We start from the raw sequence: 24681 nt of genomic DNA, 5'->3' as shown, positions 1-24681 counted from the left end.
GGTTCAGCCCTCCGCTCTTTCTTGTCCTGCCGCTGGCTCGGCCTCGATCTGTGCGATGGTGGTCTTCAGCACGCGGATCACCTGTTCCAGCGCGCGCTTGTCATCCTTGTTCAGCGCCTTGAGCGGCGGTCTGATCGCGCCTGTCTCAATGCCCTGGAACGTCACACCATATTTGATGCATTGCACGAACTTGCCGCCCTGCTCCAGCACCCGCATCAGCGGCATCATGGCCGACATGATGCGGCGGCCCTTGTCGAAATCCCCTTCGACCACGCAGGCGCGCCACAAGGCAATATGTTCGTCAGGCAGGAAGTTCGATCCGCCACAGACCCAGCTTTTGGCCCCCCAGGCAAAGAATTCCAGCGCCTGATCGTCCATGCCACATGACATCTGGATATGCGGGTAATCCCGCGCCAGAAGGTGCACCCGATTGATATCGCCCGAGCTTTCCTTGATCGCACAGAAATTTCGTGACCGCCCCACGCGGTCCAGAAATTCCTCGCCCATATTCACGCCCATCCGGCCCGGATAGTTGTAGAGCATGATGGGCAGATCGACGGCCTTGTCGATGGCAAGGGCAGCCAGCGCGTTTTCCCGCTCGGTCGGCACGGCATAGGGCGGCGTGGCCACCAGCAGCGCATTGGCGCCCATGCCCTTACCGCCCATTGCCAGCGCCATGCTGTCGGCGGGCAGCATCGCGCCCGTGCCCATGATCACTGGCACCCGGCCCGCCACGGTCCTGATCGTCCGCTCTGCCACCTCAAGCCGTTCGGCAACGGTCATGGCATAGTTTTCGCCCGTTGATCCGCCCGAAATGAGGCCGTGCACGCCCGCCGCGATCAACCTTTCGAGCACCGCATCCAGCGCCGCGAAATCCGGCGAGTAATCCGCATTGAACGGGGTGACAACGGGGGTGTAGATCCCGTTGAACTCCATGACGGGCGTCATAGGCGCGCCTCCTGTGGGGGTGGGCCCAGCGGCAGATCAAGGCCGCCGGGCATGACAAACTGAGCGATCCGGTCGCGTGACAGCGCCCAATGGGCTTGCGCCAGCTCTCCGGCCCGCGCGGCATCGCGTGCGTCGATTGCCTCGATGATCTGTTCGTGATGGTCGCGAGCGGTTTTGATGGTGTTTTTGTCAGCGTCGGTGCGCGGAGCGTAGAACGTCATCGAAATACGAGCATGATCCAGCAGCAGACGATTGAAGCTGGGCAACAGGAACGGGTTGTCCGCCATCTCGCCCGTGACGCGGTGAAAGCGGTCATTGGCAAGCGCCCGATCTGCCGTCGATCCGTTGCGCAGCGCGCGGATAAAGATGTCCTGCGCTTCGGCCAGCTCAACGACCTGTGCCGGTATCCGGTTCTCGGCTGCGAGCTGCAGGATGGCTGCATAGATCATAGGGGCTGCGATGAAAAAGGCGCGGAGGGAGGCATGGGACATCTCCGACACCTGCGCCCCCCGATTCTGGCGCAGGGTGACATACCCCTCACCCGCAAGCTGCCGCAGCACTTCGCGCATGGGTGTACGGGACAAGCCATGTTCCGCACACAAGCGCACCTCATCAAGATCTGCACCGGGCGCCAGCTCAAGAGTCAGGATACCCGCGACAAGCGCATCATAAGCATTAGATTTCGGAGACGACTCGGATTGCATACAATATGTATACAAAATCTGTCCCCGCGGGGACAATCCAAAAAAGTAAGGCGCAGGTACTCCTGTGCCTCTTTCACTTTCTCAACCGTAAGGCGCACCTGACGGTGCGCTCCGCCGGTCAAACAAAACCGATATGTTTATTCATGGGCATCTCGCGAACCCGTTGCCCGGTCGCCGCAAAAATGGCATTGGACAGCGCCGCCGCCGCCGGTGGAACCATGGGCTCACCCATGCCACGCACGGTGTCGCCATTCTCCAGCCCGCGCACGAAAATCTCCGGCGATTGCGACAGGCGCATGCCTTCGAAATCATAATAATTCCGCTGCTCCGCCATGCCGTCTGCGATCGTGATCTCGGAGTTCATGGCATGGCCCAACGCCCAGACGATGCCGCCTTGCACCATGTTTTCAAAGTTGATCGGGTCGATCACGCGGCCAACCTCGGCAGCCACCCAGACCTTGTCGATCTTGATCGCACCGTCCATGTTTGTGACTTCGACCACTTCTGCGGTAGGGACGCCAAAGGACATGCAGAAAGCAACGCCACGCCCCTTGTTTAGTCCCAAGTCACTGCCCCAATTGGACATTTCGGCGACGGCCTCCAAGGTCTTGCGAGACGGATCGTGCCAACACAACCGCATCCGTTCCTCCATCGGATCTGCACCCGCCGCATGGATCAGCTCATCTAGGAATACATCGTGGAAAAACCCATTGGTCGACGCCCCGACCGACCGCCAGCTTGAGATCGGCGCCAGTTCCGGTGCCCGGTAGCCGGTCACACGATAATTCGGGATCTGCATCGGCTGTTCCCAAGCCCCCGCAACGATTTGCAGGTCAGGGCCCGGCACAGGCAGGCCCTGCCGCCCCATCTGGCTGGCCACGACAGAGGGCATGGCAATACCCAGATCATAGGCCTCAACCTTGCCATCACGCACCGCACCACGCCCACGGGCCATGGCGATCTGGCGGGTGTCGTTCTGCATGGTGTCCTCTTCCCGGCTGTAGGTCAGCTTGACGGGCGTGCCCTTCATTTGCATTGCGATTTCAGTGGCTTCGCGAACCACGCGGTCCTCAAGACGATGACCAAAGCTGCCGCCCATCATCAGCACATGGACAAAGACCTGATCCGCATCAAGCCCGGTCAACTTCGCCACATTGGTCTGCACAAAGCGTGGGATCTGGGTGCCGGTCCACACATCAGCTCGGTCCTCCGCGACCTGCACAACGGCAGAGATCGGCTCCAACGGCGCGTGGGCAAGGTAGGGTGCGCGGTACTCGGCCTCGACCACCTCGGCCCCTTCCAATGCAGCGTCGACGTCTCCGTCATCACGGAAGCGGCTGTCCTGATGGTCCGTGGTAAAGCTGTCGGACAGGGTCTGCCAGTGCTCTGCCTGCTCCGCCGGATAGGGGGCTGGTCCCCAATCCACATCAATCGCGTTCACGGCCTGAATGGCGCGCCATGTGTTGTCGGCCACGACGGCCACACCGTCCGTCACCTGCACCACGTCGATGACTCCCCGCATCTCGCGTGCGGCCTCTGCGTCAAAGCCGTTCATCATCCCCCTGCGGGGGCTGGTACGGACGCTCGCATGCACCATCCCGTCCATTTCGAAATCGATGCCATAGGCTTGCGTGCCCGTGGATTTGGCAAGGATGTCAACGCGCTCCATCTCTTTTCCGACAAGGCGCCAGGTGGAGGGATCGCGCAAAGTCACATCGTTGACCGGGTCCATGGACGCCGCAGTGGCCGCCAGTTCGGTATAGGCAAGCGTTCCACCACCGGGCAGGATCACCGCGCCTTTTTCAGTTTTGAGGTCAGAGACATCCGCACCTGTCTGTTTGGCGGCTGCGGCCTTCAACGTTTCACGCGCCACGGCCCCCGCAAGGCGCAGCTTTTCAAAGCTGTCGGGCACGGTGGTCGAACCGCCTGTGATCTGCATACCCATGAACTTCATCATCGCATCCATGATCCCGCGTGTCGTGTCAGCAGCAAACCCATCATCGGTGGATCGGAAGGGCGCCGCCTCGGCACTCAAAGCCGTGTTGTAGTAGGCCGGGTCAGGCATACCGGGATCGACGCCGACCTGATCCAGTTCGACATCAAGCTCCTCTGCAATCAAGGCGGCCTGAACGTGGTAGGCCCCCTGCCCGCTGTCCGCGCGCGGGGTGATGAGCGTGATGCCGGTACTGTCGATTTTGACGTAAGGCGTCAGCGCTGCTTCGCCTTCGGCCAGATCGTTCAGGAGCGGGTTCGAGACGGGGCGCTTGTAGGCATAGTAGCCAAAAGCGACGCCACCCACGACGGCAGCAGAGCCAACCAAGAAGGTGCGACGCGCGATTTTTCCGGTACGGCCCATGATTACGCCTCCTGCAGCTTGGTGGCGGCGGTTTTGACGGCGGCCCGGATACGGGAATAGGTCCCGCAGCGGCAGAGATTGCCGTTCATCGCGTCATCAATATCCGCATCTGTCGGTGCCGGGTTGATCGCCAGCAAGGACGCCGCCTGCATCATCTGGCCGGACTGACAGTAGCCGCACTGGGCCACCTGATGTTCCACCCACGCCTGTTGTACGGCGTGCATGGCGTCGGGGGTGCCGAGCCCTTCGATCGTGGTGACGTCGCCCCAGACATCTGCGGCTGCGGTCTGGCAAGAGCGCACCGCCTCGCCGTCAATATGCACGGTGCAGGCCCCGCATTGTGCGACACCGCAGCCGTATTTCACGCCCTTTATGTTCAGCTCGTCCCGCAGAACCCAAAGCAGGGGCATGTCATCTTCGACATCCACCTCGTGTTCTGTTCCGTTGACCGTGAGTTTCATCACGCGCTCCTGATTGGATCGATTTCACTTAGAAGATAGGTCAGGGCTGCCGGATAGTAACTTGCAGATCGCGCCAATCGAGGTGAATATGACGCCAAGTCATCTATGTGCGCGCATAGCGCACATAGGCGAAACGCGTTCCGTCCGGCGACCAGTTGGGCACGTTGATGGATCCCTGCCCGCCATGGAATTCAGCTAAGGTACGTGCCGCACCGCCGTCCTGCGGCATCAGCTTCAGTGCAACTTCCTTGCCGCGAGGGTGGCCCTCAACATCTTCGGGATAGGCCAAGTATAGCACGCGACGCCCATCCGGCGAAGGGTGCGGGAACCAGTTGACCGGTGCGTCATCCGTCATCTGCTGCAAGTCCGTGCCGTCGGTGCGCACTCGCCATATATCCGGGGTCGCGCCGTGGTGATCCGAGTTGAACCAGATCCATTGCCCATCGGCTGAATAATCCGGGCCGTCCTTGTGCCCGGGCCCGGAGGTCAGTTGCGTTTCGTCCCCACCCGTGACCGGGATGGTGCAGATCTGAAACAGGCCGTCGCGCCGTGCCGTGTAGGTCAGGGTTGTGCCCTCGGGCGACCAGCCGTGGAAATAGGATGGGACCACAGGTGTCACCTTGGTCGGAGTGCCGCCCGTGATAGGCAATGTGTAAATACAGGATGTGCCGCGCCCCGGGCTTTCGCTGACGACCAGCGTTTTGCCGTCCGGCGAAATCCCGTGATCATTGTTCAGCGCACGGAGCGCCCCGGTGTCGATCCAGTGGATCGCACCATCGGCAAGGGTCAGGCGAAACACCCGTCCCCCACCATTCAAAACCAAAAAGGTCCCGCAAGGGGACCAGTTCGGCGCCTCGATCAAATCGGGCGTTTCATGGACAACCTGCTCGACGCCAGTGGCGACGTCGTGCAGGACCACGAAGCTGTGTGGCGTCAAAACTCGACGACGGCGCGGATCGACTTGCCTTCGTGCATCAGGTCGAAGCCGTGGTTGATCTCGTCCAGGGTCAGTTTGTGGGTGATCATCGGGTCGATCTCGATCTTGCCGTCCATGTACCAGTCCACGATCTTGGGCACGTCTGTGCGCCCCTTCGCCCCGCCAAAGGCGGTGCCGCGCCAGACGCGGCCCGTGACCAGTTGGAACGGGCGTGTCGAGATTTCGGCACCCGCCGGAGCAACGCCGATGATGATCGATTCACCCCAGCCCTTGTGCGCCGCTTCCAGCGCTGTGCGCATCACCTCCACGTTGCCGGTGGCGTCGAAGGTGTAGTCCGCCCCACCGTTGGTCAGTTCGACCAGGTGCGCGACCATGTCGCCGTCGACCTTGGAGGGGTTCACGAAATCGGTCATGCCGAAATGCGTCGCCATTTCGACCTTGCTGTCATTGAGGTCCACGCCGACGATCTGGTCGCAGCCTGCCAGTTTGAGGCCCTGGATCACGTTCAGACCGATGCCGCCCAGACCGAAGACGATGCAGCGGCTGCCAATTTCCACCTTGGCCGTGTTGATCACCGCGCCGATGCCGGTGGTGACGCCGCAGCCGATGTAGCAGATCTTGTCAAATGGCGCGTCCTTGCGGACCTTGGCCAGCGCGATCTCTGGGACAACCGTATGGTTGGCGAAGGTGGAGCAGCCCATGTAGTGGTGGATCGGCGTGCCATCGAGCATCGAGAAGCGCGTGGAGCCATCAGGCAGCAGGCCTTGCCCTTGGGTCGCACGGACCTTCTGGCAGAGGTTCGTCTTGGGGTTCAAGCAGTACTCGCACTCGCGGCATTCGGGCGTGTAGAGCGGGATAACATGGTCGCCGACTTCAAGCGTCGTGACGCCCTCGCCCACTTCGATCACCACACCTGCGCCTTCGTGGCCGAGGATAGCAGGGAAGATACCTTCGGGGTCGGCGCCCGAACGGGTGAACTCGTCGGTGTGGCAAAGGCCGGTGGCCTTGATCTCGACCAGCACTTCGCCGGCGCGGGGGCCGTCGAGGTTCACCTCCATGATCTCAAGCGGTTTGCCAGCCTCAACTGCGACAGCGGCGCGGGTTCTCATCATGGTTTGTCCTCCCATTCGGTGTTTGGGGCATGTGAGCCAGTGGAAGGTCGGTCTGTCAATGGAAAGGGCTGGGAAAATGTCAGTCCGGCCCTTCGGGGAGGATTTTTGAAAACAGGGAAGACGGGGCCGTCATCCTCTTCCCTGTTTCTGGAAAATCCTCTGGGGTGAGGCCGTAAGGCCGAGGGGGCAGACAGCCCCCTTTGGCAAAACGGTTGCTAGGCGCGCGCCAGAACGAAGTCGTGCACGACCTCGTAGTACGGGCCGTCCATACCTGCATCAGCAATCTTGCCTGCATCTTCGATCAAGTCGAATTTCGCCATCAGGCTTTCTTTGACCCCAAAGACCGCATCGGAGTGGATATAGGGATCATCCGGGTCGAAGATGTGCGTCGTCAGCGTCTCGAACCCGTCGGCTTCGAGGATGTAGTGCAGGTGCGCGGGCCGGAACGGGTGACGGCCCAGCGCGCCCATCAGCTTGCCCATGGGGCCATCGTCGGGGATGGGGTAGTATTTCGGTTTCACGCCTTTGAAGTGATACGTACCATCGCCGCCTGTGCGGAACACGCCGCGCAGGTTGAAATCGGGCTGGATGCCTTTTTGCTGGACGTCATAGAACCCTTCGTCATTGGCCTGCCATACGTCGATCTTGACCTTGTCGATGGGGTTGCCGTCGGTATCCAGGATGCGCCCCTTGACCAGCATCGGCACACCTTTTTCATCAAGGCAGATGTTCGACCCCATGGGCAGTTCCGGGGCATCAGGCAGGTGGAAGGGGCCGAGCACCGTGGATTCCGAAGCGCCGGACGGTTTGCGGTTGTTGATTGCGTCCACCAGCATGGAGACACCGAGCGTGTCGCTGAGCAGGATGAACTCCTGCCGCCAGTCGGTGCACATGTGGCCTGTCTCGGTCAGGAACATGATTGCCTTGAACCATTCTTCGTCCGTTGGTTCGATCTCTTTCACGCAGGCATGCATGTGGCGCACGATTGCATCCATCACCTGCGCCAACCGTGCGTTATCGGTGGTGGTACGGGCGTTGACCACCTCGGCGGAGTTGTCTTCGGTGAAGTATCCGTCGTGGGTGTTGCTCATGCCATGGCCTCCTGCTTGGCGTGTGTGTTCTGGGCCAGAATCGCGCCGAGCACGCGTTCCAGTTCAGCTTGGGGATTGTCCATCATGCCCTCGGCACGCCACGCGACGTGGTGGTCGGGGCGCACAAGGACACACCCCGCCTCACCCACTTCGCGGGCGCGGGCCCAGTCGCCGGTATGATCAACGAGGGGTTGGCGCGGGCCTATGACATGGGTGGTCAGGTTGATGCCCATCTGACCCGCGACGGCTTGCGCGGCGTCGGCCCATGCCCGGCCATTGAGGCCCGTGATCAGGGCAAAACCGCCCTGCGTCAGATCGAGCGTCGAATGCTTGGTGCCGTGCTGATCGAAAAGCCAGACATGGGGCAACCGCGCGCCCGGCCATGTGGTGGGTTGGTAGTGCAGTTCGTGATCTAGATCGAAGGCCGGTTCCATCTGCCCGTCCGTTACCACCGCGTCCGAGCGGTAGCGCTGGTTCATCTCGACCCCGTGGGCATCGAATTCGTATTTCTTGAAGGCGATGGCCTCGCGCAGGGCGGCCCGTTGGGCCTCGGCCTCGGGCGTCGAGTCACAGCGTTTTTCCATGTTGGCCTGCATCACGTCGGGGTCGGTGTGGCCGATCAAGCCCAGCGCTTCGAAGATGGGGCCAAATTCGCCGATGGACTGGTTGGCGCGGGTGACGATCTGTTTCGCCACGGGCGCGCGTTCGGTGTTGTAGCTGTCAAGCAGCCCCTCGCCCGCCTGCCCCTTGAGCACGGCGGCGAGTTTCCACGAGAGGTTAAAGGCGTCCTGGATCGAGGTGTTGGAGCCCAGCCCGTTCGAAGGTGGGTGCCGATGCGCGGCGTCACCCATGATGAATACGCGCCCCTTGGACATTTGCGTGGCGTAGGCGTCGTTCACCGTCCAGTAGCTGATGCCTTGCATGTCGATCTCAAGCTCGGGATCGCCCACCAGATCGCGGATGATCTTCTTGGCCTCGTCATCGTTGAGTTCCGGCCGTTCACCTTCGATGTCGTAGCCCCAGATCGCCAGCCATTCGTTCCAGGGACGGACCATGCGCACGACACCCATGCCGATGCCACCCACGTTCGAGCCCGGTTGCATCACCCAGTAGAGGACCGAGGGGCGGTGGGCGACGTGTTGGCTGAGGTCAGCCTTGAAGAGCAGGTTGATGGAACCAGCAACACCCATCTTGCCCTCGATCGGCAGGCCGGTGTTTTCAGTGACCTGTGAGTTCCCGCCATCAGCGCCGATCAGATACTTTGAGCGGACCGTGAAGGTCTTGTTTGTCAGCCGGTCCAGCAGGGTTGTGGTGACGCCTTCGCCGTCTGCCTCGTGGCTTTGGTATTCGCAGGACATGCGTGCTTGCGTGCCGCGGGAGCAGGCGGTTTTGAACAGCAGCGGTTCCATGAAGGTTTGCGGCAGGTCATTCATCTTGCTGGGTGAACTCAGGTCATGTTCTGCGCGGCTGAGCGGATGTGTGCCCCATGTCTGGATGCGCCCCAACTCCTCGCCGGTGAGGCTTTCGCAGAAGACGTTGGAGCCCATGAGGTCCTGTTCCGTGGCGTGCATATAGGCCTCGTCCTCGACCTCGCGCCCCAGATCACGCAGCACCTCCATCGTGCGCTGGTTGGTGATGTGGGCGCGGGGGCTGTTGGCAAGCCAGCGGTAGCGGTTCACCACCATGTTCTCAATGCCATAGGTGGAGAGCAGCGCGGCGGTGGCGGACCCGGCGGGGCCTGTTCCGATGATCAGGACGTCTGTTGTGATGTCGGCCATGTGTTCCTCCCAGAATGGCGTCAGGTGGGTGCGGTGCCGGACCATGCGGCTTGCAGCAATTGGCGGATCCCGTCGCGCGTTATGGGCGCGGGGTTTGGATAGGGCTTTTGGGTGGCAAGGTCGGCGGCGTTGTCGAGGTTGTCCTGCGTGACGCCGAGGTCTTGGAGCGCGAGGGGCGCGTTCATTTTCGTGGCAAAGGCATGGAGCGCCGGGCCGGGGGCCGTGCCACCGAAGATATCGGTGACGGGTTTGAGCAGGTCGGGCACCGCTTGCGCGTTGTAGTGGACCGCGTGGGGCAGGATGATCGCGTGTGTATCGGCGTGGGGCAGATCGAAACTGCCGCCAAGCGTGTGGCAGAGCTTGTGATGCAGGGCCATACCGACCTGCCCCAGCACAGCGCCGCAAGCGTAGGCGCCGCGTAAGGTCTTTTCGCGAGCGCTGATGTTGGTGGGGTTTTCGAGAACAGCTGGGAGGCCGTCGGCGAAGTGCTGCATGCCTTCGACGGCCAAGGCAGTGCTGTGGTTCGTGCGGTTTTCAGCATAAAGCGCCTCGGCCGCATGGGCGACGGCGTTGAGCGCGGAGGTTACCGTCATCGCCGTTGGCAGCGAGGTGACGAGTTCGGGGTCGTAGAGAATGGTTTCGGGTTGAACCTTGGCGTCTGTCAGCGTGGTTTTGATGCCATTTTCGGTCTGGCCAAGGATGGGCGTCGCTTCGGACCCGGCATAGGTGGTGGGGATCACGATTTGCGGCACGTCCGTGCGCAGGGCGATGGCCTTGGCGAGGCCCGTGGTGGAACCGCCGCCGATGGCGATGACGCAGTCTGCGCCTGTGTCGCGCAGATGTGTGACCGCTTCGTCGCTGATCTCGACCGGCGTGTGCATCGTGGCGCGCGCAAAGATTCCTGCGGCCTTGTCACTCAGCGCTTCGGCGATGGCCATGGCACTGTCGCATTGCTGCGGGGTGGAGAGGACGAGGGCATGTTTGCAGCCCAGCCGCGCCACCTCCTCCGCCACCGTGTGGCGCAGTCCGGCACCGAAGCGCACGCGAGGGGACGAGGGGGCGGGTTGGGTGAGCATGTGGGAAGGCTACAAGGGTCAAACGATTATGTTGATACGATTTATGGGCCGCAATATAACCTGACGCTATGCAATTGGATCCCAATCATCTGGTCATGCTCGCCGCCGTGGTCGATGAAGGCGGCCTGACGCCCGGTGCGCACGCGCTTGGCAAGTCGCAGCCATCCTTGTCCCGCACACTGGCCGCGTTGGAGGCGCGGCTGGGTCAGCCTTTGTTCGAAAAGGGGCGTCGTCCGCTGGTGCCGACCGAATTGGGCGCGGCGTTGGCGGCGCAGGGCCGTGTCATCCGGCAGGCCAGTGGCGAGGCTTCGGTTCAGGCGGATTTGTATATTGGCGGCAAGACCGGAGCGGTGCGCGTTGCGGGGACGCCGGTGTTCATGGATGCCGTCATTGCCACGATGATTGCGGGGTTCCAGCAAGCGCATCCCAATGTGCGGATCGATCAGAGCTATGGTTACGCCGATACACTGATGCGCGACGTGGAAAGCGGGGCGCTTGATCTGGCCATCTGCCCCCTGCCCCCAGGCGACCTGCCCGAGCCGATTGCCTTTGAAGAGATTTTGCAGGGTCGCAACGTCATTGCCTGTCGGATGGGTCATCCCCTCGCCCGGAAGCGGGCGTTGCGGCTGGAGGACATCGCCAACTATCCCTGGATCGCACCGCCGACGAACAGCCCGCTTTACCAGGACCTGCGCGCCATCCTGCACGAGATCGAGGTGGAGGATGTGAAGGTCAGCTTCTCGGGCGGGTCCATCAGCGCGGTGCGCACGGTGCTGGAAGGGTCGGACAGCCTGACGATCCTGCCCTATTCGGTCATCTTCATGATGCGGCAGCAAAAGGCGCTGACGGCGCTGGACATCCGCATCAAACACGCGCCGCGCAACCTTGGGATCATCAGCCCGGCCGACCGGCCCGTGCGCCCCGCCGTACGTCGGTTTCATCGTCACATCGCATCCGAGTTCAAGGCCCTGGCGCGGTCGATCTCGCATGCGCAGCAGAATTCGGTGTGGCGGGCATGAGTTTCGGGACACGTGGACTGAAAAGACAGTGAACATGCCATGACGCTACCGGCCGCTTAGAGGCGCGCTTGAACAAGCGCGGGTCTATGCAAAGATCGGGCGGATAGGACGCGCTTCGGGCGTGAATTTGGATAGCGGCGCAGTGGACCTTCGGGAGAGCTGGATATTTATGCCACGAACATACCCTCGGCCGCAGGCTCGCGATTGCGGGAAATGTCCGCTTGGAGCCCAAAGGGCCACAGCGCGGATTTACCCCTTTGTCTGCGCATGAACCTGTTGCCTACCGCTGATTTCTGACCTCGTACAATAAACGAGCATGTTGGATGTCTGCATTCTCGCAAGACCCAATTTGTCCGAACGGGGGAACCGCTCGGCATACGCGCCTCGCAAGGCCTAGTCCGTGAAACTTTCCCGGATATTTGAACCCAATCGCTGAACACAGGCACCTATTGATCAGACAGCGATCAAGTGTGCTCGGTAATGCACATCTCGTCGTGGCCAGATTTACGGGTCCACAAAGGCATAAAAAATGAAACACGATATCAGAAGCAAATTCGGATTCATTGTTGCAAAAGCTGACTGGAACCAAACCGGCGCCATCGCGTCCATACGCGCACGTACCCAAGCGATCCTTGACAGCACCCTGATTGACAACTTCATCCTCGGGGTGATCCTGTTCAACGCAGTGGTTGCCGGCCTGCAGACCATTGCACCGGTGGTGACAGTGGCGGGGCCACTGTTCCCCAAGCTCGACACTCTTTGTCTCTCGATTTTTGTGGTTGAAATCACGGCGAAGCTGTTTGCCAGAGGCCGCGACTTTTTTCGGAAGAGCTGGAACATCTTCGACTTCATCATCATCGGAACCTCGCTGATCCCGGGATCGAGTGGGCTATCGGTGCTGCGAGCGCTCCGCATTCTGCGGCTCTTTCGGGTGCTGTCCGTGGCCCCCAGCTTACGTCGTGTGGTCGAAGGCTTATTCAGCGCTCTGCCCGGTATGGCCTCGGTGTTCGTGCTGATGGCGATGATGTTCTACATCGGCTCTGTCATGGCGACGACGCTTTTTGGACAGGCATTCCCGGAATGGTTCGGTGATCTTGGGCGGTCTGGATACACCCTATTCCAAATCATGACCCTGGAAAGCTGGTCCATGGGCATTGTGCGCCCCGTGATGGAGGTTTACCCATATGCGTGGATGTTCTTCGTGCCGTTCATTCTCGTGACGTCCTTCGCAGTGGTGAATCTGCTGGTAGGTCTGATCGTAAACTCGATGCAGACCGCTTACTCCGAGGAAGAAATTGCAGCGACGGACCGGTACCGCGAAGAGATGATTGCCCGGCTGGAGAAGATCGAGAAGACGCTCCAGGTGCGGGAATGAAGGCAAGGATTGATCACACTTTGGGCGTGAATTTCATAATCCAGATGGCGTTTTCTGCGGGTTGAGGTGAGTTGAAGGGTAACAGCCACTTTGTCCTGCGATCCCAACCTTAGCTGTCCAAAATGACGGTCGGGCCTGTCCTGCATTGTCGATATTTAAGGCAGCACGGCCCAGACCATCACCAGGTAGGTCCACTGGTGCAACGCTTGATCCAGCCCGAAGGCGCGCCAGAACCCGCCTTGGTCGGGTCCGTGGCCCGTATGTTCGGACCAGCGCCCCTTGCCCCAGTCGATGTGAAAGTGCACGACCCATTCGACCAGCGCCACGATCAGCGCCATGGCCACGGGCACGCCGACCAGCACCATCGCCACCAGAGACCCCACCCCGTGCAGCCCGGCATGTTGCAGCCGCCCCACATGCAGGTAGCGCCCGCGGTTCGCCAGCATCCTTGGCGTTTGCATGTAGAAGTCGGCAAACAGGTGCTTTGCCTGCAGCAGGAACAGCAGAACCAAAGCAAAGGTAACAGGGTCGGTCAAAGGGTGCCTTTCGCGTTTTCTCTGCCTTTACCCTAGGCCGCCATGTGTTTTGTCGCAATCCATGCCGTACCGTATGCTGTCGTGCCATTGATTTCCCGTGATCCCCGTTGTTAGGCTGACCGTGGGCGTAATTCCCGCCCCTTCAGGACGTGGACAGGCATCATAGAACGCTCCCTCTTTGGATTTATCTGGAAGTACTCGAAACGCGATCAGTTGATCCTGCTGGTGGTGACGCTGACACTGTTTCCGCTTCTGTACCTGACGCTGGAGCTGCCAAAGCAGATCATCAACGATGCGATCGGCTCGGGTTCTCCGACCATTTCGGCCTATGGCTACGAGTTCGATCAGATCACCTATCTGATGATGTTGTGCGGCGGCTTTCTGGTGGCCGTCCTATGTCATGGCCTGCTGAAGATGCGCATCAACACGATGAAAGGTGTGCTGGCCGAACGGCTTTTGCGGCGCCTGCGCTATACTCTGATCGCCCGCATCCTGCGCTTCCCGCAGCCCTATTTCGAGCGCACCAGCCAGGGCGAGTTGGTCAGCATGGTCACGGCGGAAAGCGAGCCGATGGGCGGCCTGATGGGCGACGCCATTGCGCAGCCGGTGCTGCAGGCCGGGCAGATGCTGACGATCCTTGGTTTTCTGTTCTTCCAGTCCATCGCGTTCGGCTTTGCCGCCATTGCATTGATTCCACTGCAGGCGTGGCTGATCCCCAAGCTGCAACGCCAGATCAACCTGCTGAACAAGAAGCGTGTGATACAGGTGCGTGCGCTGGCCGCCGAGATCGGCGAAGGCGCGGCGGGCGCAGGCACGTTGCGCGTCAATGGCGGCTGGCGTTTTCGCATGGCGATGATCGGGAACCGGCTGGGCAATCTCTTTGCAATCCGGTTCGAGATCTACCAGAAGAAATTCTTCATGAAGTTCCTCAACAACTTCATCACTCAGCTGACCCCGTTCTTCTTCTTTTCCATTGGTGGCTATCTGGTCATTCAGGGCGACGTGACCATCGGGGCGCTGGTGGCGGCCCTTGCTGCCTACAAGGACCTGTCCAGCCCGTGGAAAGAGCTGCTGGCCTACTACAACCAGGTTGCCGACATGTCCCTGCGGTGGGAGACGATCACCGAACGCTTTGCGCCTGCGGGCATGATTGATGACGACCTGTTCTATGGCCCGGCGCCCGAAACACCCCGGCTGACCGGGGACATCGTTCTGGATCAGGTCACCGTCAGCGATGGCGACGGCAATGCGGTGCTGGAAGACATCTCACTGGCTGTCCCAGCAGGCAGCAGTCTTGCCATCACCGCCCCCAATGATGAGGATCGGCGCGCCTTGGCGGAGGTGCTGACGCGTGAAACGCTGCCGACCAGTGGGACGGTGACAGTGTCCGGCCATGACATTCGGTCGCTGCATCAGACCGTGATTGCCAAACGCGCCGGCCATGCCAATTCGCGCCCTATCATGTTCCAGGGCAGCTATGGCCAGAACGTGATGATGCCGATGCGCCTTTGCCCCACAACCGCAGCCGAAGAGACCGAATTCAAGCGCGAGGCTGTCCGGGCGGGCAACACGCCGGACATGGTGGATGGCCAATGGCTGGACCCCACCATTGCAGGCGTTCCGGACAAGGACGCGCTGCGGGCGTGGTGGTACACCGTCATTGACAGCAGCGGGTCAGGAGATGCGCTGACCCGCCGGACGATGGATCAGACCTTTGACGAAAAGGCACACCCGCAACTTGCGCAGGCCCTAATCGACCTGCGCCCCAAAGTGGCTGCCGCCGTGGCCGAGGCGGGGCTTGATCGCTATGTTCACGCCTTCGATCCCGACACGTACAACCCGGCCCTGCCCGTTGCCGAGAACGTGCTGTTTGCCACCCCGCGTGAGGTCATCGGCCCCGAGATGATCGAGGCAGAGGTTGAATTCCTGCAGTTGCTGCATGATCTGTCGCTGGCCTCGAACCTTGAAATGATGGCCCGCAATATCCTTGAGATCCTGCGCCAGACCTTTGGCCCCAACGGCACGGATCACCCGCTGTTCCGCAAGCTGGGCCTAGAGGTCGATATCTATGAGGCCGCCCTTGAACTGGTTGATCGCAAGCCCGCCGGGTCCGATATTACGGACAAGGAACTGGCGCTGCTGCTGAGTATCCCCACCAACATCACGGCCGAACAGGTTGCCGCGGCCTTTCCCGACGATGTGCGCGCACGGGTGCTGAACATGCGGACCGAACATGGCGCGACCTTGCGCAAGCAGATGCATGAAATCTTTGTCCCGATCCAGCCCGATGCCCATGTGCATGGGTTGTCGGTTCTGGAAAATGCGCTTTATGGCAAGGTGTCCGACAGTGCCGGTGCACGGGCCGATGACCTGCGCCGCATTGTGGTCGAGGCGCTGACCGAGGCGGGTGTGAACCAGCTGGTGCTGGAACTGGTCTTTGACGTGCCGATTGCCCTGGGTGGTGCCAACCTGCCTGCCCTCTTTGCCGAGCCGTTGTCGATCAGCCGCGCCACGATCAAGCGGCCCGATATCCTGATCCTGGATGAGCCAATGGCCAGCTATGGAGAGGAAACGCGCGCCGCGCTGTTCCGCAACCTGCGTACCCTCTTGCCCGACGCGGCGCTGATCTTTCTGGGCACGTCATTCGAGGAAGAAGACGCGTTCGACGCGCATGTCGAGATTGTCCAAGGGCGGTTGCAGGGTGCAGAAGGCGAACGGGTCGAGGCAGGCACGGATGCCAGCGCGGACCTTGCCCGCAAGGTCGAGGCGTTGCGGCAGGCGCCGATGTTCGCGGGCCTCAAGCGCAAGCAGTTGCGCCTGCTGGCCTTCGGGGCGCGGTGGTACACGGCGCATCCCGGCGAATACGTGTTCCACAAGAATGACGACCCCACCGACGGCGCGTATATGGTCATCGACGGCGAGGCCGATCTGCTGCTGCCGCAAGAGGGGGCCGATGACACATTGATCGCCACCGTGGGTGCTGGCGCACTTGTGGGCGAGTTGGGATTGATCCGCAGCGAACCCCGTGCGCTGGATATGCGCGCCAAGAGCGAGCTGACCTGCCTGCGCATCGGCGAGGAAGAATTCATGGCCGTGGTCGAAAACGACGCTGCCACTGCCTTCCGTTTGCTGCAAGTTGTTGCCGGTTACGTCAAAACTTGACCACCCGCGCCATCAAGGCGCTGGAACCTTTGTCCCAGATTTGGCATGCACGTAGTGTAAGGCCGCGCGCTGCGCGCGGCGGAGTACTGCGATGTATCGGAATACCTGCCGGTTTTTGGCGGTCTGCGGTGTAAGCCTTGGCCTATCGGCCCCTTCCTGGGCTCTGGACGTGGTTGTACGTGCGCCTGAGGCGCTGACCGAGGAGTTGCGCGCAGCGTCTCTGACCGCCGGACTGCTGGAGGAAGAGGGCGCAGTCCGTTCCATCGACGTGATCAGTGCCGCACAGGCCGACTATGCCCGCCTGATCGCCCTTCTCTATGACCGAGGGTATTTCGGTCCCGTCATTTCGATCACCGTGGACGGGCAAGAGGCGGCGGGCCTGTCGCCCATCTCGGCTCCGCAAAGTGTTGGCACCGTGATCGTGACCGTGGAGCCAGGCAAGGTGTTCAGCTTTGGCACCGTCACCGTGCGCCCTCTGGCCCCCGGTGCCACCCCGTCCCCGCAAGTGCAAAGCGGAGAGACCGCGCGCGTATCCGCCCTGCGGGACGCGACCAGTGCAGGCATCGAAGGATGGCGGCAGGAGGGGCACGCCAAGGCAAGCGTCGGCGGCCAGCAGATCACGGCCAACCACCCGGCAGGGCAGCTGAACGCAGATGTCCGGCTGAACCCCGGCCCGCGCCTGCGTCTGGGGCGACTGGACCTGGAGGGCGACAGCGCTGTGCGTGAAAAGCGCATTCGCGAGATTGCAGGCTGGCCCAGCGGCGAGGTATTTGATCCCGACACGCTCGACAAGGTCGAAACCCGGCTGCGGCGCACGGGCACCTTTGCCTCTGCCACCCTGACCGAAGCGGAGACAGCCAACCCGGACGGCACGCTGGATGTCACCGCCCAGATCACCGACCGGTTGCCGCGCCGCTACAGCTTTGGCGCGGAGTATGGCACGACCGATGGCGTCAGCGTCAGTGCGCTTTGGTTGCATCGTAACATCTTTGGCGGGGCTGAACGCCTGCAGATCGACGGTGAAATCAGTGGTGTGGGCGGCGACACCGACGGCATTGATTTCCGTTTGGGCGCGCAACTGTCCCGTCCCGCCACGTGGCGCACCGATCTTGAGGCCGTTTTGCTGGCCGAGTTTGAGCAGCGCGATGATCCAAACCTGTTTTCCCGCACCGGGCGGCTTGAGTTCAGCACCGTCTATTTTGCCAGCGAGGACCGCGAATACAGCTATGGCCTAGGTCTGCGAAGGGCCGAAACACGCGATGACCTGGGCGAGCGTGACTACACGATCCTCACCTTGCCCTTCACCGCCAAGTTCGATCGGCGTGACGATCCCCTGAACCCGACGCGCGGCTACTATGCAGAAGCCTCGGTGCAGCCTTTTGTGAACATCGAAGGCACCAGCGAAGGCGTGCTGTCCACCATCGACGTGCGCGCCTATCGCAAGCTGGGTGACCGGGTTGTTTTTGCCGTGCGGGGGCTGTTGGGATCAGTGGCCGGTCCATCCATCGAAGAAGCGCCTGCCGACTTCCTGTTCTTTTCCGGCGGCAGCGGCACGGTGCGCGGTCAGGATTATCAATCCCTTGGTGTGGACCTGAGCCCGGGCGTGACCATCGGTGGTCGTGCCTTTGCCGGGATATCGGGTGAAGTGCGCGTCAAGACGGGCGACAAGTTTTCGGTCGTGGGGTTCTATGACGCGGGCTATGTCGGGCCGGAGAGCTTTATCGACGGGTCAGGCGAATGGCACACCGGGTTTGGCGCTGGCATCCGTTATGACACCGGGATCGGTCCCATTCGGTTGGATGTGGCTGTCCCCGGTTCAGGGCCGGGCGACAGTTCCGGGGTGGAGCTTTACATCGGCATTGGGCAGGCCTTCTGATGCGGTATGTGGCGATTTTCTTGATCCTGATCTGTCCTGCAGCGGCGCTGGCGCAGGACGATGATGAGGATCGCGGATTTCTGGTTGGTCTGCTGGAGAGCAGCCTGGGCGGCGAAGGGCGCATTGTGCGCATTGACGGGTTTGCGGGCGCACTGAGCAGCCGCGCGACGATCGAGCGCATCACCATCGCAGACGATCAGGGCATTTGGCTGACGATGGAAGACGTGGCGATGCAGTGGAACCGCGGCGCCCTGTTCCGTGCGGCCATCGACATTCAGGAGTTGCGCGCGGGGCGCATTGAATTGCCGCGCCTGCCCGTTGCCGCCCCGGGCGGCGACCTGCCCGCGCCCGAGGCGACCCCTTTTGCCCTGCCCGACCTGCCCGCATCGATCAGCATCGCACAGCTTGATCTGGCCGAGGTTGTGTTGGGCGCCCCGGTGCTTGGGGAAGCGGCCACGCTGTCCGTTGCCGGTTCGGCAACGTTGGCAGATGGCGCAGGCAACACGCGTATCACTGCGACCCGCACCGATGTGGACCTCGGGGTGTTCGATGTCGCGGCGGCCTATGCCAATGACACCCGCGACCTGTCCCTTGATCTGCAATTGCGCGAGGGCGCGGGTGGCCTGATCTCGGGCCTGTTGAACATCCCGGATCGCCCCAGCGTTGATCTGACCGTCGCGGGTGCGGGTGTGTTGAGCGATTTTGGCGCGACGCTGGATTTGCGCACCGATAACACGCAACGCTTGACCGGGACCCTTGAGTTACAAAGCGAAGCGGACGGGCCAATGGCCTTTGATGCTGCGCTGGACGGGGATGTTTCTGCCCTGTTTCTGCAGGAATACCGCGCTTTCTTCGGGACAGATGTCGCGCTGACCGCGCGCGGCAGCAGCGATGCGGATGGCGCTTTGTCTCTGGACGCCTTTGCCTTGGACACCCGTGCGCTGCAGCTGGCGGGGCGCGCCGAGTTGAACAGCGATGCGTGGCCAACCTTGCTGGACATCGAGGGCACCCTTGCCGACCCGGATGGCGCGCCATTGCGCCTGCCGGGTGACACGCGCCTTGCCGGTGCGTCGATTGCCGTCGATTTCGATGCAGAGCAGAGCGATGCGCTGGTCGCGCGTATCGATGCAACAGGTGTTGAGCAGCCGGATGCCACGGTGGATCAGGTTGCACTGAATTTTGACGGTACGCTGAGCGGTGCAGTGGGCACGATTGGCGCGCTGGCGGGGCGGTTGAACGTCGACACAACCGGAGTGGCGCTGAGCGATCCGGGGCTGGCGCGGGCCGTGGGCTCTGCCTTGTCTGGCGGGTTCGATATTGCCTATGCCGATGATGCTCCACTGGATGTGACCGATCTAACGCTTGCCAGTGCAGCCTGGGCGCTGACGGGTCAGGCGCAGGTGAGCGGGTTTGATGAGGGGTTCGAGACCACGTTCGATACGGCCCTTGTGACACAGGACCTGTCCGCCTTTGCGGACCTGGCCGGGCTGGACCTGTCGGGGGCCGGGGATCTGGCGCTGTCCGGGACGGCGGCCCTGGGTGGCTTTTTCGATATCGAGGTGCGGGGGCAGACGCGGGAGTTGGCGATTGGCGTGCCACAGGCAGATACGTTGCTGGCTGGGCAGACGGACCTGATCCTTGCCGCCCGGCGTGACACCAGCGGTACATTCGTCGACCGGCTGACATTGAAGAACCCTGCCCTTGACCTGACTGCATCGGCAGACCTGCGCACCGGCGGTTCGGTCGCGCGGTTCAATGCGGCACTGGCGGATGTGGCGCAGTTGACTAAGGCGGTGGATGGCCCGCTGACCGTGGACGGAACAGCCACCCAGACGGGCGAGATTTGGGATATCTCGGCGGGTCTGACCGGGCCCTTGGACAGCACGGCAACCGGTACGGCCCGCGTTGCGCCTGATCGCACCGAAATTGCGCTTGAGGCGGCGGTTGGAGACCTGTCACCCCTCGTTTCCCAGATCGAGGGTGGTGCAGAACTGACGGCGACGGCCCGGCAGGCCGACGGCATATGGCAGTTCGACAGCAATATCGATGGTCCCGCGCAGACACGGGCCGAAGTGACGGGGCAGTTTGACGGGACGAACGTGACCGCCCGCTATGACGTGAATGTGCCCACCATCGACGCCTTTGCCCCCGGTGTGCCGGGTGGTGCGACGCTGAACGGTGATGTGGCTCAGAGCACAGAGGGATGGACCTTCGACGCGGAGGTGACCGGGCCTTATGAAAGCGCGGGGACTGTCTCGGGCACATATGCGGACATCTTGACCTCGAATTTCGACCTGCGCCTGCCCAATGTTGCAGCCGTGGCACCGGGCGTGAACGGGCCTTTGGCGCTGGACGGCACGGTATCGCAAACCCCTGACGGGTGGGAAGTCGTCACAGATGTCGCTGGCCCCTACAGTAGTTCGGGCCGCGTCAGTGCCAGCCTACGGGACGGTGTACTGGGCGCGGGTTATGCGCTGACCCTGCCGAATGTGGGCCCGCTTGTGCCCGGTCTGGCGGGCAGCATGACGGTGAACGGCACGGCCCAACAGGACGGCGCGGACTATGACATCATTGCCCGCATTGCAGGGCCATCCGGTGCAACGGCAACGGCATCGGGACGGGTGCTGGGGGATGGGACGCTGGATCTCGGCGCACGCGGTCAGGTGCAGTTGGGCCTTGCCAACGCCTTCATCGCCCCACGCACAATCATCGGGACCGCTGATTTTGACCTCGCCGTGAATGGCCCCCCTGCCCTTGGGTCGGTTTCCGGCCAGATCACGACCCAAGGCGCGCAGCTTGCCACACCCAGCCTGCCCGTGTCCGTTTCGGACTTGTCCGGCGCGGCGCGCCTGTCTGGCGGACAGGCGGTGCTGGATTTCACCGGCGCCATTTCCGAAGGGGGCAGCATTGGCATTTCCGGCCCCATCACGCTGAGCGGTAGCTATCCGGCGCAGTTGGACGTGTCGCTGAACGCGGTGACATTGCGCGACCCGCGGCTTTACAACACGACTGTTGATGGGCAGGTCGCACTGCGCGGGCCGCTGACCGGAGGGGCCGCGATTTCTGGCCAGATCAATCTGGGCGAAACCGACGTGCGCGTGCCGTCGAGCGGTATTTCCACGTTCGGAGCGGTGCCTGACATCACCCATATCGGGGCCACGCGCCCCGTCATGCGCACCCGCGAACGGGCCGGTCTGGTGCAAACAAGCAGCGAAACCACGACCGGGTCCGCCTATCCGCTCGACATCCAGATCAACGCCCCCAGCCGCATCTTTGTCCGCGGTCGCGGCATTGATGCAGAGATGGGTGGGCAGTTGCGGGTGAGCGGCACCACGGCCGACATGATCTCGACCGGGCAGTTCAACTTGATCAGAGGGCGCATCGACGTTCTGACCAAACGGTTCGAGCTGACCGAGGGCCGCGTTGCCCTGCAAGGCCGGTTTGAGCCGCTGCTGCGCCTGGTGGCTGAAACACCGACCTCAACGGGCTCTGCACGCATCGTTGTTGAGGGGCCCGCAGACGATCCGGAAGTGACATTCAGAATCCACCCCGGACGCCCCACAGGATCAGGTCCTTGCCCAGATCTTTTTCGGTCGTGACATCACGCAGCTGTCGGCCTTTCAGGCATTGCAGCTCGCCAGCGCCGTGGCAGCCCTTGCAGGGCAAGGCGGCGAAGGGATCGTGTCGCGCCTGCGCGGCTCGTTTGGGTTGGACGATCTTGATGTTACCTCGGATGAAGATGGAAACACGGCTGTCAGAGCGGGCAGGTACCTCTCGGAAAACGTCTATACAGACGTCACGGTGGGTGGGGCCGACGGGCCGGAGGTGTCTCTGAACATCGACCTGACGCCCAACATCACAGCACGTGGCACCTTGGGTGCAGATGCCAATACCGGCATCGGTATCTTCATCGAACGGGATTATTGACCCGGCTTTGATTGGCACTGGTATCGCAGGCCCCCACATTGTATCCAACTGGATACACATTGGAGGCGATGCGATGACCGATCGAGATATGTCACAGGGCGAAACGGCCTATGCCCAATTGCTGGCGGCGATCCGCACGGGAGAGTTTGCACCGGGCGACCGGCTGCGCGAAACCGATGTGGCCGACCGGCTGAACCTGTCCCGCACCCCTGTCCGCGAAGCGCTGCGGCGCCTGGAAGCGGATGGCATCGTGGAACATCGCCCACGGCTGGGCGCGGTCATCCGACAACTCAGCCACGCCGAACTGGTCGAGCTTTACGAGATGCGGATCGTGCTGGAACGCACCGCTGCCGAGATGGCGGCCAAACACGCGGCTGCCGCCGAAATTGACGCCCTGCGCGATCTGAACAGCGCCATGTCCAAGGGCAGCCCGGCGGAAGCCGCGGCGCTGAACCAGGATTTTCACCGGGGCATCTACCTTGCCACGCGCAACCGGTTCCTGCTGGACGCAGCCCGCGCGTTGAACAACGCCCTGATGCTGATGGGGCCAACGACGCTGGCAGACAAGCAGCGCATCGAGGTGGTCACGGCACAGCATGACGACATCCTGACAGCCATCGCAGCCGGCGACAGCGCAGCGGCAGGCGAAGCGGCCGAGGCGCATTTGCAAACCTCGCTGCGGTATCGGCTGAAGGTGCTTGCCCGGTGATCCGGATCGCCATGACCTTTGCGATTGCGGGGCTGGGTGTCGCGCTGTTTCATGGGCTGTCCCTGCCCCTGCCGTGGCTTTTGGGACCAATCTTTGCCTGCCTGATAAGCGCCCTTGTGGGCGTGCGCATGACGGGCACGCCCTTGATCAACGAAGGCATGCGCACCGTATTGGGCGTCGCCGTCGGGGCCACGATCACCCCGGTTGTGCTGGCATCCATGCTGGGCATGTGGCCCACATTGCTGCTGATCCCCGTGATGGTCATGGTCATCGGGGCGATCGGTGTCCCCTATTTCCGCAAGCTCTGGGGTTTTGATTTTGTCACCAGCTATTACAGCGCGATGCCCGGCGGTATTCAGGACATGTTGGTGTTCGGGGAAGAGGCGGGTGGCAACCCGCGGACCCTTTCGCTGATCCACGCGACGCGGGTTCTGGTGATTGTCGTCGCTCTGCCCTTTATCCTGCGGGGGGTCTGGGACGCGGACCTGAGCAACCCGCCGGGTGTGCCTGCGGCGACGCTGGCACCCACGCAGTTGGCGCTGATGGTGCTGGCTGCACTTGTGGGGTGGCGCGGGGCCAAGGCGCTTGGCATGTTCGGCGCGTCTATCCTTGGGCCGCTGATCGTGGCAGCGGCCATGGCCCTTGCTGGCCTCTTGCAACACCGCCCCCCGGCCGAAGCGATCTGGGCCGCCCAATTCTTTATCGGGACAACCGTGGGCGTGAAATACACCGGCATTACCATGACGGAAATTCGGCGCGATCTAACGGCTGGGCTGGGCTTCTGCGGCATCCTGATCGTGCTGACGGTCATCTTTGTCGAAGGGGTCTATGCCGCCGGTCTTGCGCCGGGGATGGAGGCCCTGCTGGCCTTTGCCCCCGGCGGGCAGGCGGAGTTAACGGTGCTGGCACTGATCGTCGGGGCCGACGTCGCCTTTGTCATTGCGCACCATGTCTTGCGTATTTTTGTGGTGATCCTCGGCGCGCCGCTCTTTGCACGGATCTTCCGTTAGTCGCGGATGATCCGACGCGAGATGTCGGCCACGATCATGGCTTCCTGTTCGTCCGTCAGGTCCAGCTCGTGCTTGCCGTCGATTTCCAGAAAGGCATGGCCGTGTACGAACATGTGCAGCATCAGGCTGCGGCGCTCGATCTCGGACTCGGGGGTGTCGTCAGGCATTGCTGCGCGCACCTCGCGCTTGACGATGGCAAGGCATCCGTCGCCTCGCTCTCGCATCTCGGAATCGCGTTCATGCCCTTTGGTCAGGCCAAACATCAAGCGGAACACACCCGGTTCAGCCCGGGCAAAATTTGCATAGCAGAGGCCCAGCGCAGTTATGGGCGCCAGAGCGTCGCCTGACGCCCCCTTTGCAGCGTCATCCATCTGCTGGCGCATCCGCTCGATTCCCGCCAAGGCAACCTCGCGCACGATCTCTGCGCGGTCGTTGAAATGCTTGTAGGGCGCGGCTGAACTGACGCCAGCGCGGCGCGCGGCCTCGGAAATCGAAAACCCGTCAGCGCCCTTCTCCTCGACCAAAATGCGCACAGTTTCAATAAGATGCGCGCGCAGATCGCCGTGGTGATACTGCGTCCGGGGGCCTTATCCGTGGTCTGCTC

Annotated in this window: 19 protein-coding genes; 8 read left to right on the top strand and 11 right to left on the bottom strand. The window is 62.1% G+C overall.

The window, feature by feature from the left end:
- Positions 1-3: 3 nt before the first annotated feature.
- The 9 genes from ACZ1HN_RS10015 to ACZ1HN_RS09975 all read right to left on the bottom strand — a co-directional run bounded on the left by ACZ1HN_RS10015 (position 4) and on the right by ACZ1HN_RS09975 (position 10463).
- Complete coding sequence (locus tag ACZ1HN_RS10015) at positions 4-948, bottom strand: dihydrodipicolinate synthase family protein (protein WP_472727385.1); 945 nt, start codon at positions 946-948, stop codon at positions 4-6.
- On the bottom strand, positions 945-1652 hold the full coding sequence (locus ACZ1HN_RS10010; protein ID WP_472727384.1) for a GntR family transcriptional regulator: 708 nt from the start codon (positions 1650-1652) through the stop codon (positions 945-947). Before ACZ1HN_RS10010 ends, ACZ1HN_RS10015 begins: the two co-directional genes overlap by 4 nt.
- Positions 1653-1770: 118 nt before the next feature.
- Positions 1771-4008, bottom strand: coding sequence for a xanthine dehydrogenase family protein molybdopterin-binding subunit (locus tag ACZ1HN_RS10005; RefSeq protein ID WP_472727383.1), 2238 nt, complete (start codon positions 4006-4008; stop codon positions 1771-1773).
- Between the two features lie 2 nt (positions 4009-4010).
- Positions 4011-4469, bottom strand: coding sequence for a (2Fe-2S)-binding protein (locus tag ACZ1HN_RS10000; protein ID WP_472727382.1), 459 nt, complete (start codon positions 4467-4469; stop codon positions 4011-4013).
- Between the two features lie 103 nt (positions 4470-4572).
- Positions 4573-5388: a TolB family protein gene (locus ACZ1HN_RS09995; RefSeq protein ID WP_472727381.1), complete on the bottom strand. Its 816-nt coding sequence runs from the start codon at positions 5386-5388 to the stop codon at positions 4573-4575.
- 14 nt (positions 5389-5402) lie between these two features.
- A complete protein-coding gene (locus ACZ1HN_RS09990; RefSeq protein WP_472729305.1) occupies positions 5403-6515 on the bottom strand; it encodes an S-(hydroxymethyl)glutathione dehydrogenase/class III alcohol dehydrogenase in 1113 nt (370 codons plus the stop codon).
- Positions 6516-6733: 218 nt separating this feature from the next.
- On the bottom strand, positions 6734-7609 hold the full coding sequence (locus ACZ1HN_RS09985; protein WP_472727380.1) for an intradiol ring-cleavage dioxygenase: 876 nt from the start codon (positions 7607-7609) through the stop codon (positions 6734-6736).
- Complete coding sequence (locus ACZ1HN_RS09980) at positions 7606-9387, bottom strand: FAD-dependent oxidoreductase (protein WP_472727379.1); 1782 nt, start codon at positions 9385-9387, stop codon at positions 7606-7608. Before ACZ1HN_RS09980 ends, ACZ1HN_RS09985 begins: the two co-directional genes overlap by 4 nt.
- A gap of 20 nt (positions 9388-9407) precedes the next feature.
- Entirely contained in the window at positions 9408-10463 is a 1056-nt protein-coding gene (locus ACZ1HN_RS09975; RefSeq protein WP_472727378.1) for a maleylacetate reductase, read from the bottom strand.
- Positions 10464-10531: 68 nt separating this feature from the next.
- Between ACZ1HN_RS09975 and ACZ1HN_RS09970 the strand changes: the two genes are divergently transcribed.
- Positions 10532-11482 carry a LysR family transcriptional regulator gene (locus tag ACZ1HN_RS09970; protein ID WP_299210755.1) on the top strand — a complete coding sequence of 317 codons (951 nt, stop codon included), beginning with the start codon at positions 10532-10534 and terminating at the stop codon, positions 11480-11482.
- 529 nt (positions 11483-12011) lie between these two features.
- On the top strand, positions 12012-12857 hold the full coding sequence (locus ACZ1HN_RS09965) for an ion transporter (protein WP_472727377.1): 846 nt from the start codon (positions 12012-12014) through the stop codon (positions 12855-12857).
- A 155-nt stretch (positions 12858-13012) separates the two neighbouring features.
- Here ACZ1HN_RS09965 and ACZ1HN_RS09960 read toward each other — a convergent pair whose 3' ends face one another.
- Complete coding sequence (locus ACZ1HN_RS09960) at positions 13013-13393, bottom strand: DUF3307 domain-containing protein (RefSeq protein WP_472727376.1); 381 nt, start codon at positions 13391-13393, stop codon at positions 13013-13015.
- 216 nt (positions 13394-13609) lie between these two features.
- Here ACZ1HN_RS09960 and ACZ1HN_RS09955 point away from each other — a divergent pair, with 216 nt between their 5' ends.
- The 6 genes from ACZ1HN_RS09955 to ACZ1HN_RS09930 all read left to right on the top strand — a co-directional run bounded on the left by ACZ1HN_RS09955 (position 13610) and on the right by ACZ1HN_RS09930 (position 24077).
- On the top strand, positions 13610-16555 hold the full coding sequence (locus ACZ1HN_RS09955; protein WP_472729304.1) for an ABC transporter transmembrane domain-containing protein: 2946 nt from the start codon (positions 13610-13612) through the stop codon (positions 16553-16555).
- Positions 16556-16646: 91 nt separating this feature from the next.
- On the top strand, positions 16647-18431 hold the full coding sequence (locus ACZ1HN_RS09950) for an autotransporter assembly complex protein TamA (RefSeq protein ID WP_472727375.1): 1785 nt from the start codon (positions 16647-16649) through the stop codon (positions 18429-18431).
- Positions 18431-22030: a translocation/assembly module TamB domain-containing protein gene (locus tag ACZ1HN_RS09945; protein WP_472727374.1), complete on the top strand. Its 3600-nt coding sequence runs from the start codon at positions 18431-18433 to the stop codon at positions 22028-22030. The genes ACZ1HN_RS09950 and ACZ1HN_RS09945 overlap by 1 nt, the downstream gene beginning before the upstream one ends.
- Complete coding sequence (locus ACZ1HN_RS09940; RefSeq protein ID WP_472729303.1) at positions 22014-22358, top strand: translocation/assembly module TamB domain-containing protein; 345 nt, start codon at positions 22014-22016, stop codon at positions 22356-22358. The genes ACZ1HN_RS09945 and ACZ1HN_RS09940 overlap by 17 nt, the downstream gene beginning before the upstream one ends.
- Positions 22359-22431: 73 nt before the next feature.
- The gene (locus ACZ1HN_RS09935) at positions 22432-23067 is read left to right on the top strand and encodes a GntR family transcriptional regulator (RefSeq protein ID WP_299772964.1); all 636 of its coding nucleotides are present in this window, start codon (positions 22432-22434) and stop codon (positions 23065-23067) included.
- A complete protein-coding gene (locus ACZ1HN_RS09930) occupies positions 23064-24077 on the top strand; it encodes an AbrB family transcriptional regulator (RefSeq protein ID WP_472727373.1) in 1014 nt (337 codons plus the stop codon). The genes ACZ1HN_RS09935 and ACZ1HN_RS09930 overlap by 4 nt, the downstream gene beginning before the upstream one ends.
- On the opposite strand, the gene ACZ1HN_RS09925 is transcribed toward ACZ1HN_RS09930, so the two are convergent.
- Positions 24074-24610, bottom strand: a complete 537-nt coding sequence (locus ACZ1HN_RS09925) for a TetR/AcrR family transcriptional regulator (protein ID WP_472727372.1) — start codon at positions 24608-24610, stop codon at positions 24074-24076. The genes ACZ1HN_RS09930 and ACZ1HN_RS09925 overlap by 4 nt on opposite strands.
- Between the last annotated feature and the right edge of the window lie 71 nt (positions 24611-24681).

The organism is Tateyamaria sp. GN1-10, from assembly GCF_055693845.1.
This window is presented reverse-complemented; position numbering and strand designations above follow the sequence as displayed.

Coding starts and splice junctions, on each gene's coding strand:
- ACZ1HN_RS10000 (WP_472727382.1), bottom strand. CDS start 4,469: ATGAAACTCACGGTCAACGGAACAGAACACGAGGTGGATGTCGAAGAT.
- ACZ1HN_RS09965 (WP_472727377.1), top strand. CDS start 12,012: ATGAAACACGATATCAGAAGCAAATTCGGATTCATTGTTGCAAAAGCT.
- ACZ1HN_RS09990 (WP_472729305.1), bottom strand. CDS start 6,515: ATGAGAACCCGCGCCGCTGTCGCAGTTGAGGCTGGCAAACCGCTTGAG.
- ACZ1HN_RS09985 (WP_472727380.1), bottom strand. CDS start 7,609: ATGAGCAACACCCACGACGGATACTTCACCGAAGACAACTCCGCCGAG.
- ACZ1HN_RS09980 (WP_472727379.1), bottom strand. CDS start 9,387: ATGGCCGACATCACAACAGACGTCCTGATCATCGGAACAGGCCCCGCC.
- ACZ1HN_RS09945 (WP_472727374.1), top strand. CDS start 18,431: ATGCGGTATGTGGCGATTTTCTTGATCCTGATCTGTCCTGCAGCGGCG.
- ACZ1HN_RS10015 (WP_472727385.1), bottom strand. CDS start 948: ATGACGCCCGTCATGGAGTTCAACGGGATCTACACCCCCGTTGTCACC.
- ACZ1HN_RS10010 (WP_472727384.1), bottom strand. CDS start 1,652: ATGCAATCCGAGTCGTCTCCGAAATCTAATGCTTATGATGCGCTTGTC.
- ACZ1HN_RS09950 (WP_472727375.1), top strand. CDS start 16,647: ATGTATCGGAATACCTGCCGGTTTTTGGCGGTCTGCGGTGTAAGCCTT.
- ACZ1HN_RS09975 (WP_472727378.1), bottom strand. CDS start 10,463: ATGCTCACCCAACCCGCCCCCTCGTCCCCTCGCGTGCGCTTCGGTGCC.
- ACZ1HN_RS09970 (WP_299210755.1), top strand. CDS start 10,532: ATGCAATTGGATCCCAATCATCTGGTCATGCTCGCCGCCGTGGTCGAT.
- ACZ1HN_RS10005 (WP_472727383.1), bottom strand. CDS start 4,008: ATGGGCCGTACCGGAAAAATCGCGCGTCGCACCTTCTTGGTTGGCTCT.
- ACZ1HN_RS09935 (WP_299772964.1), top strand. CDS start 22,432: ATGACCGATCGAGATATGTCACAGGGCGAAACGGCCTATGCCCAATTG.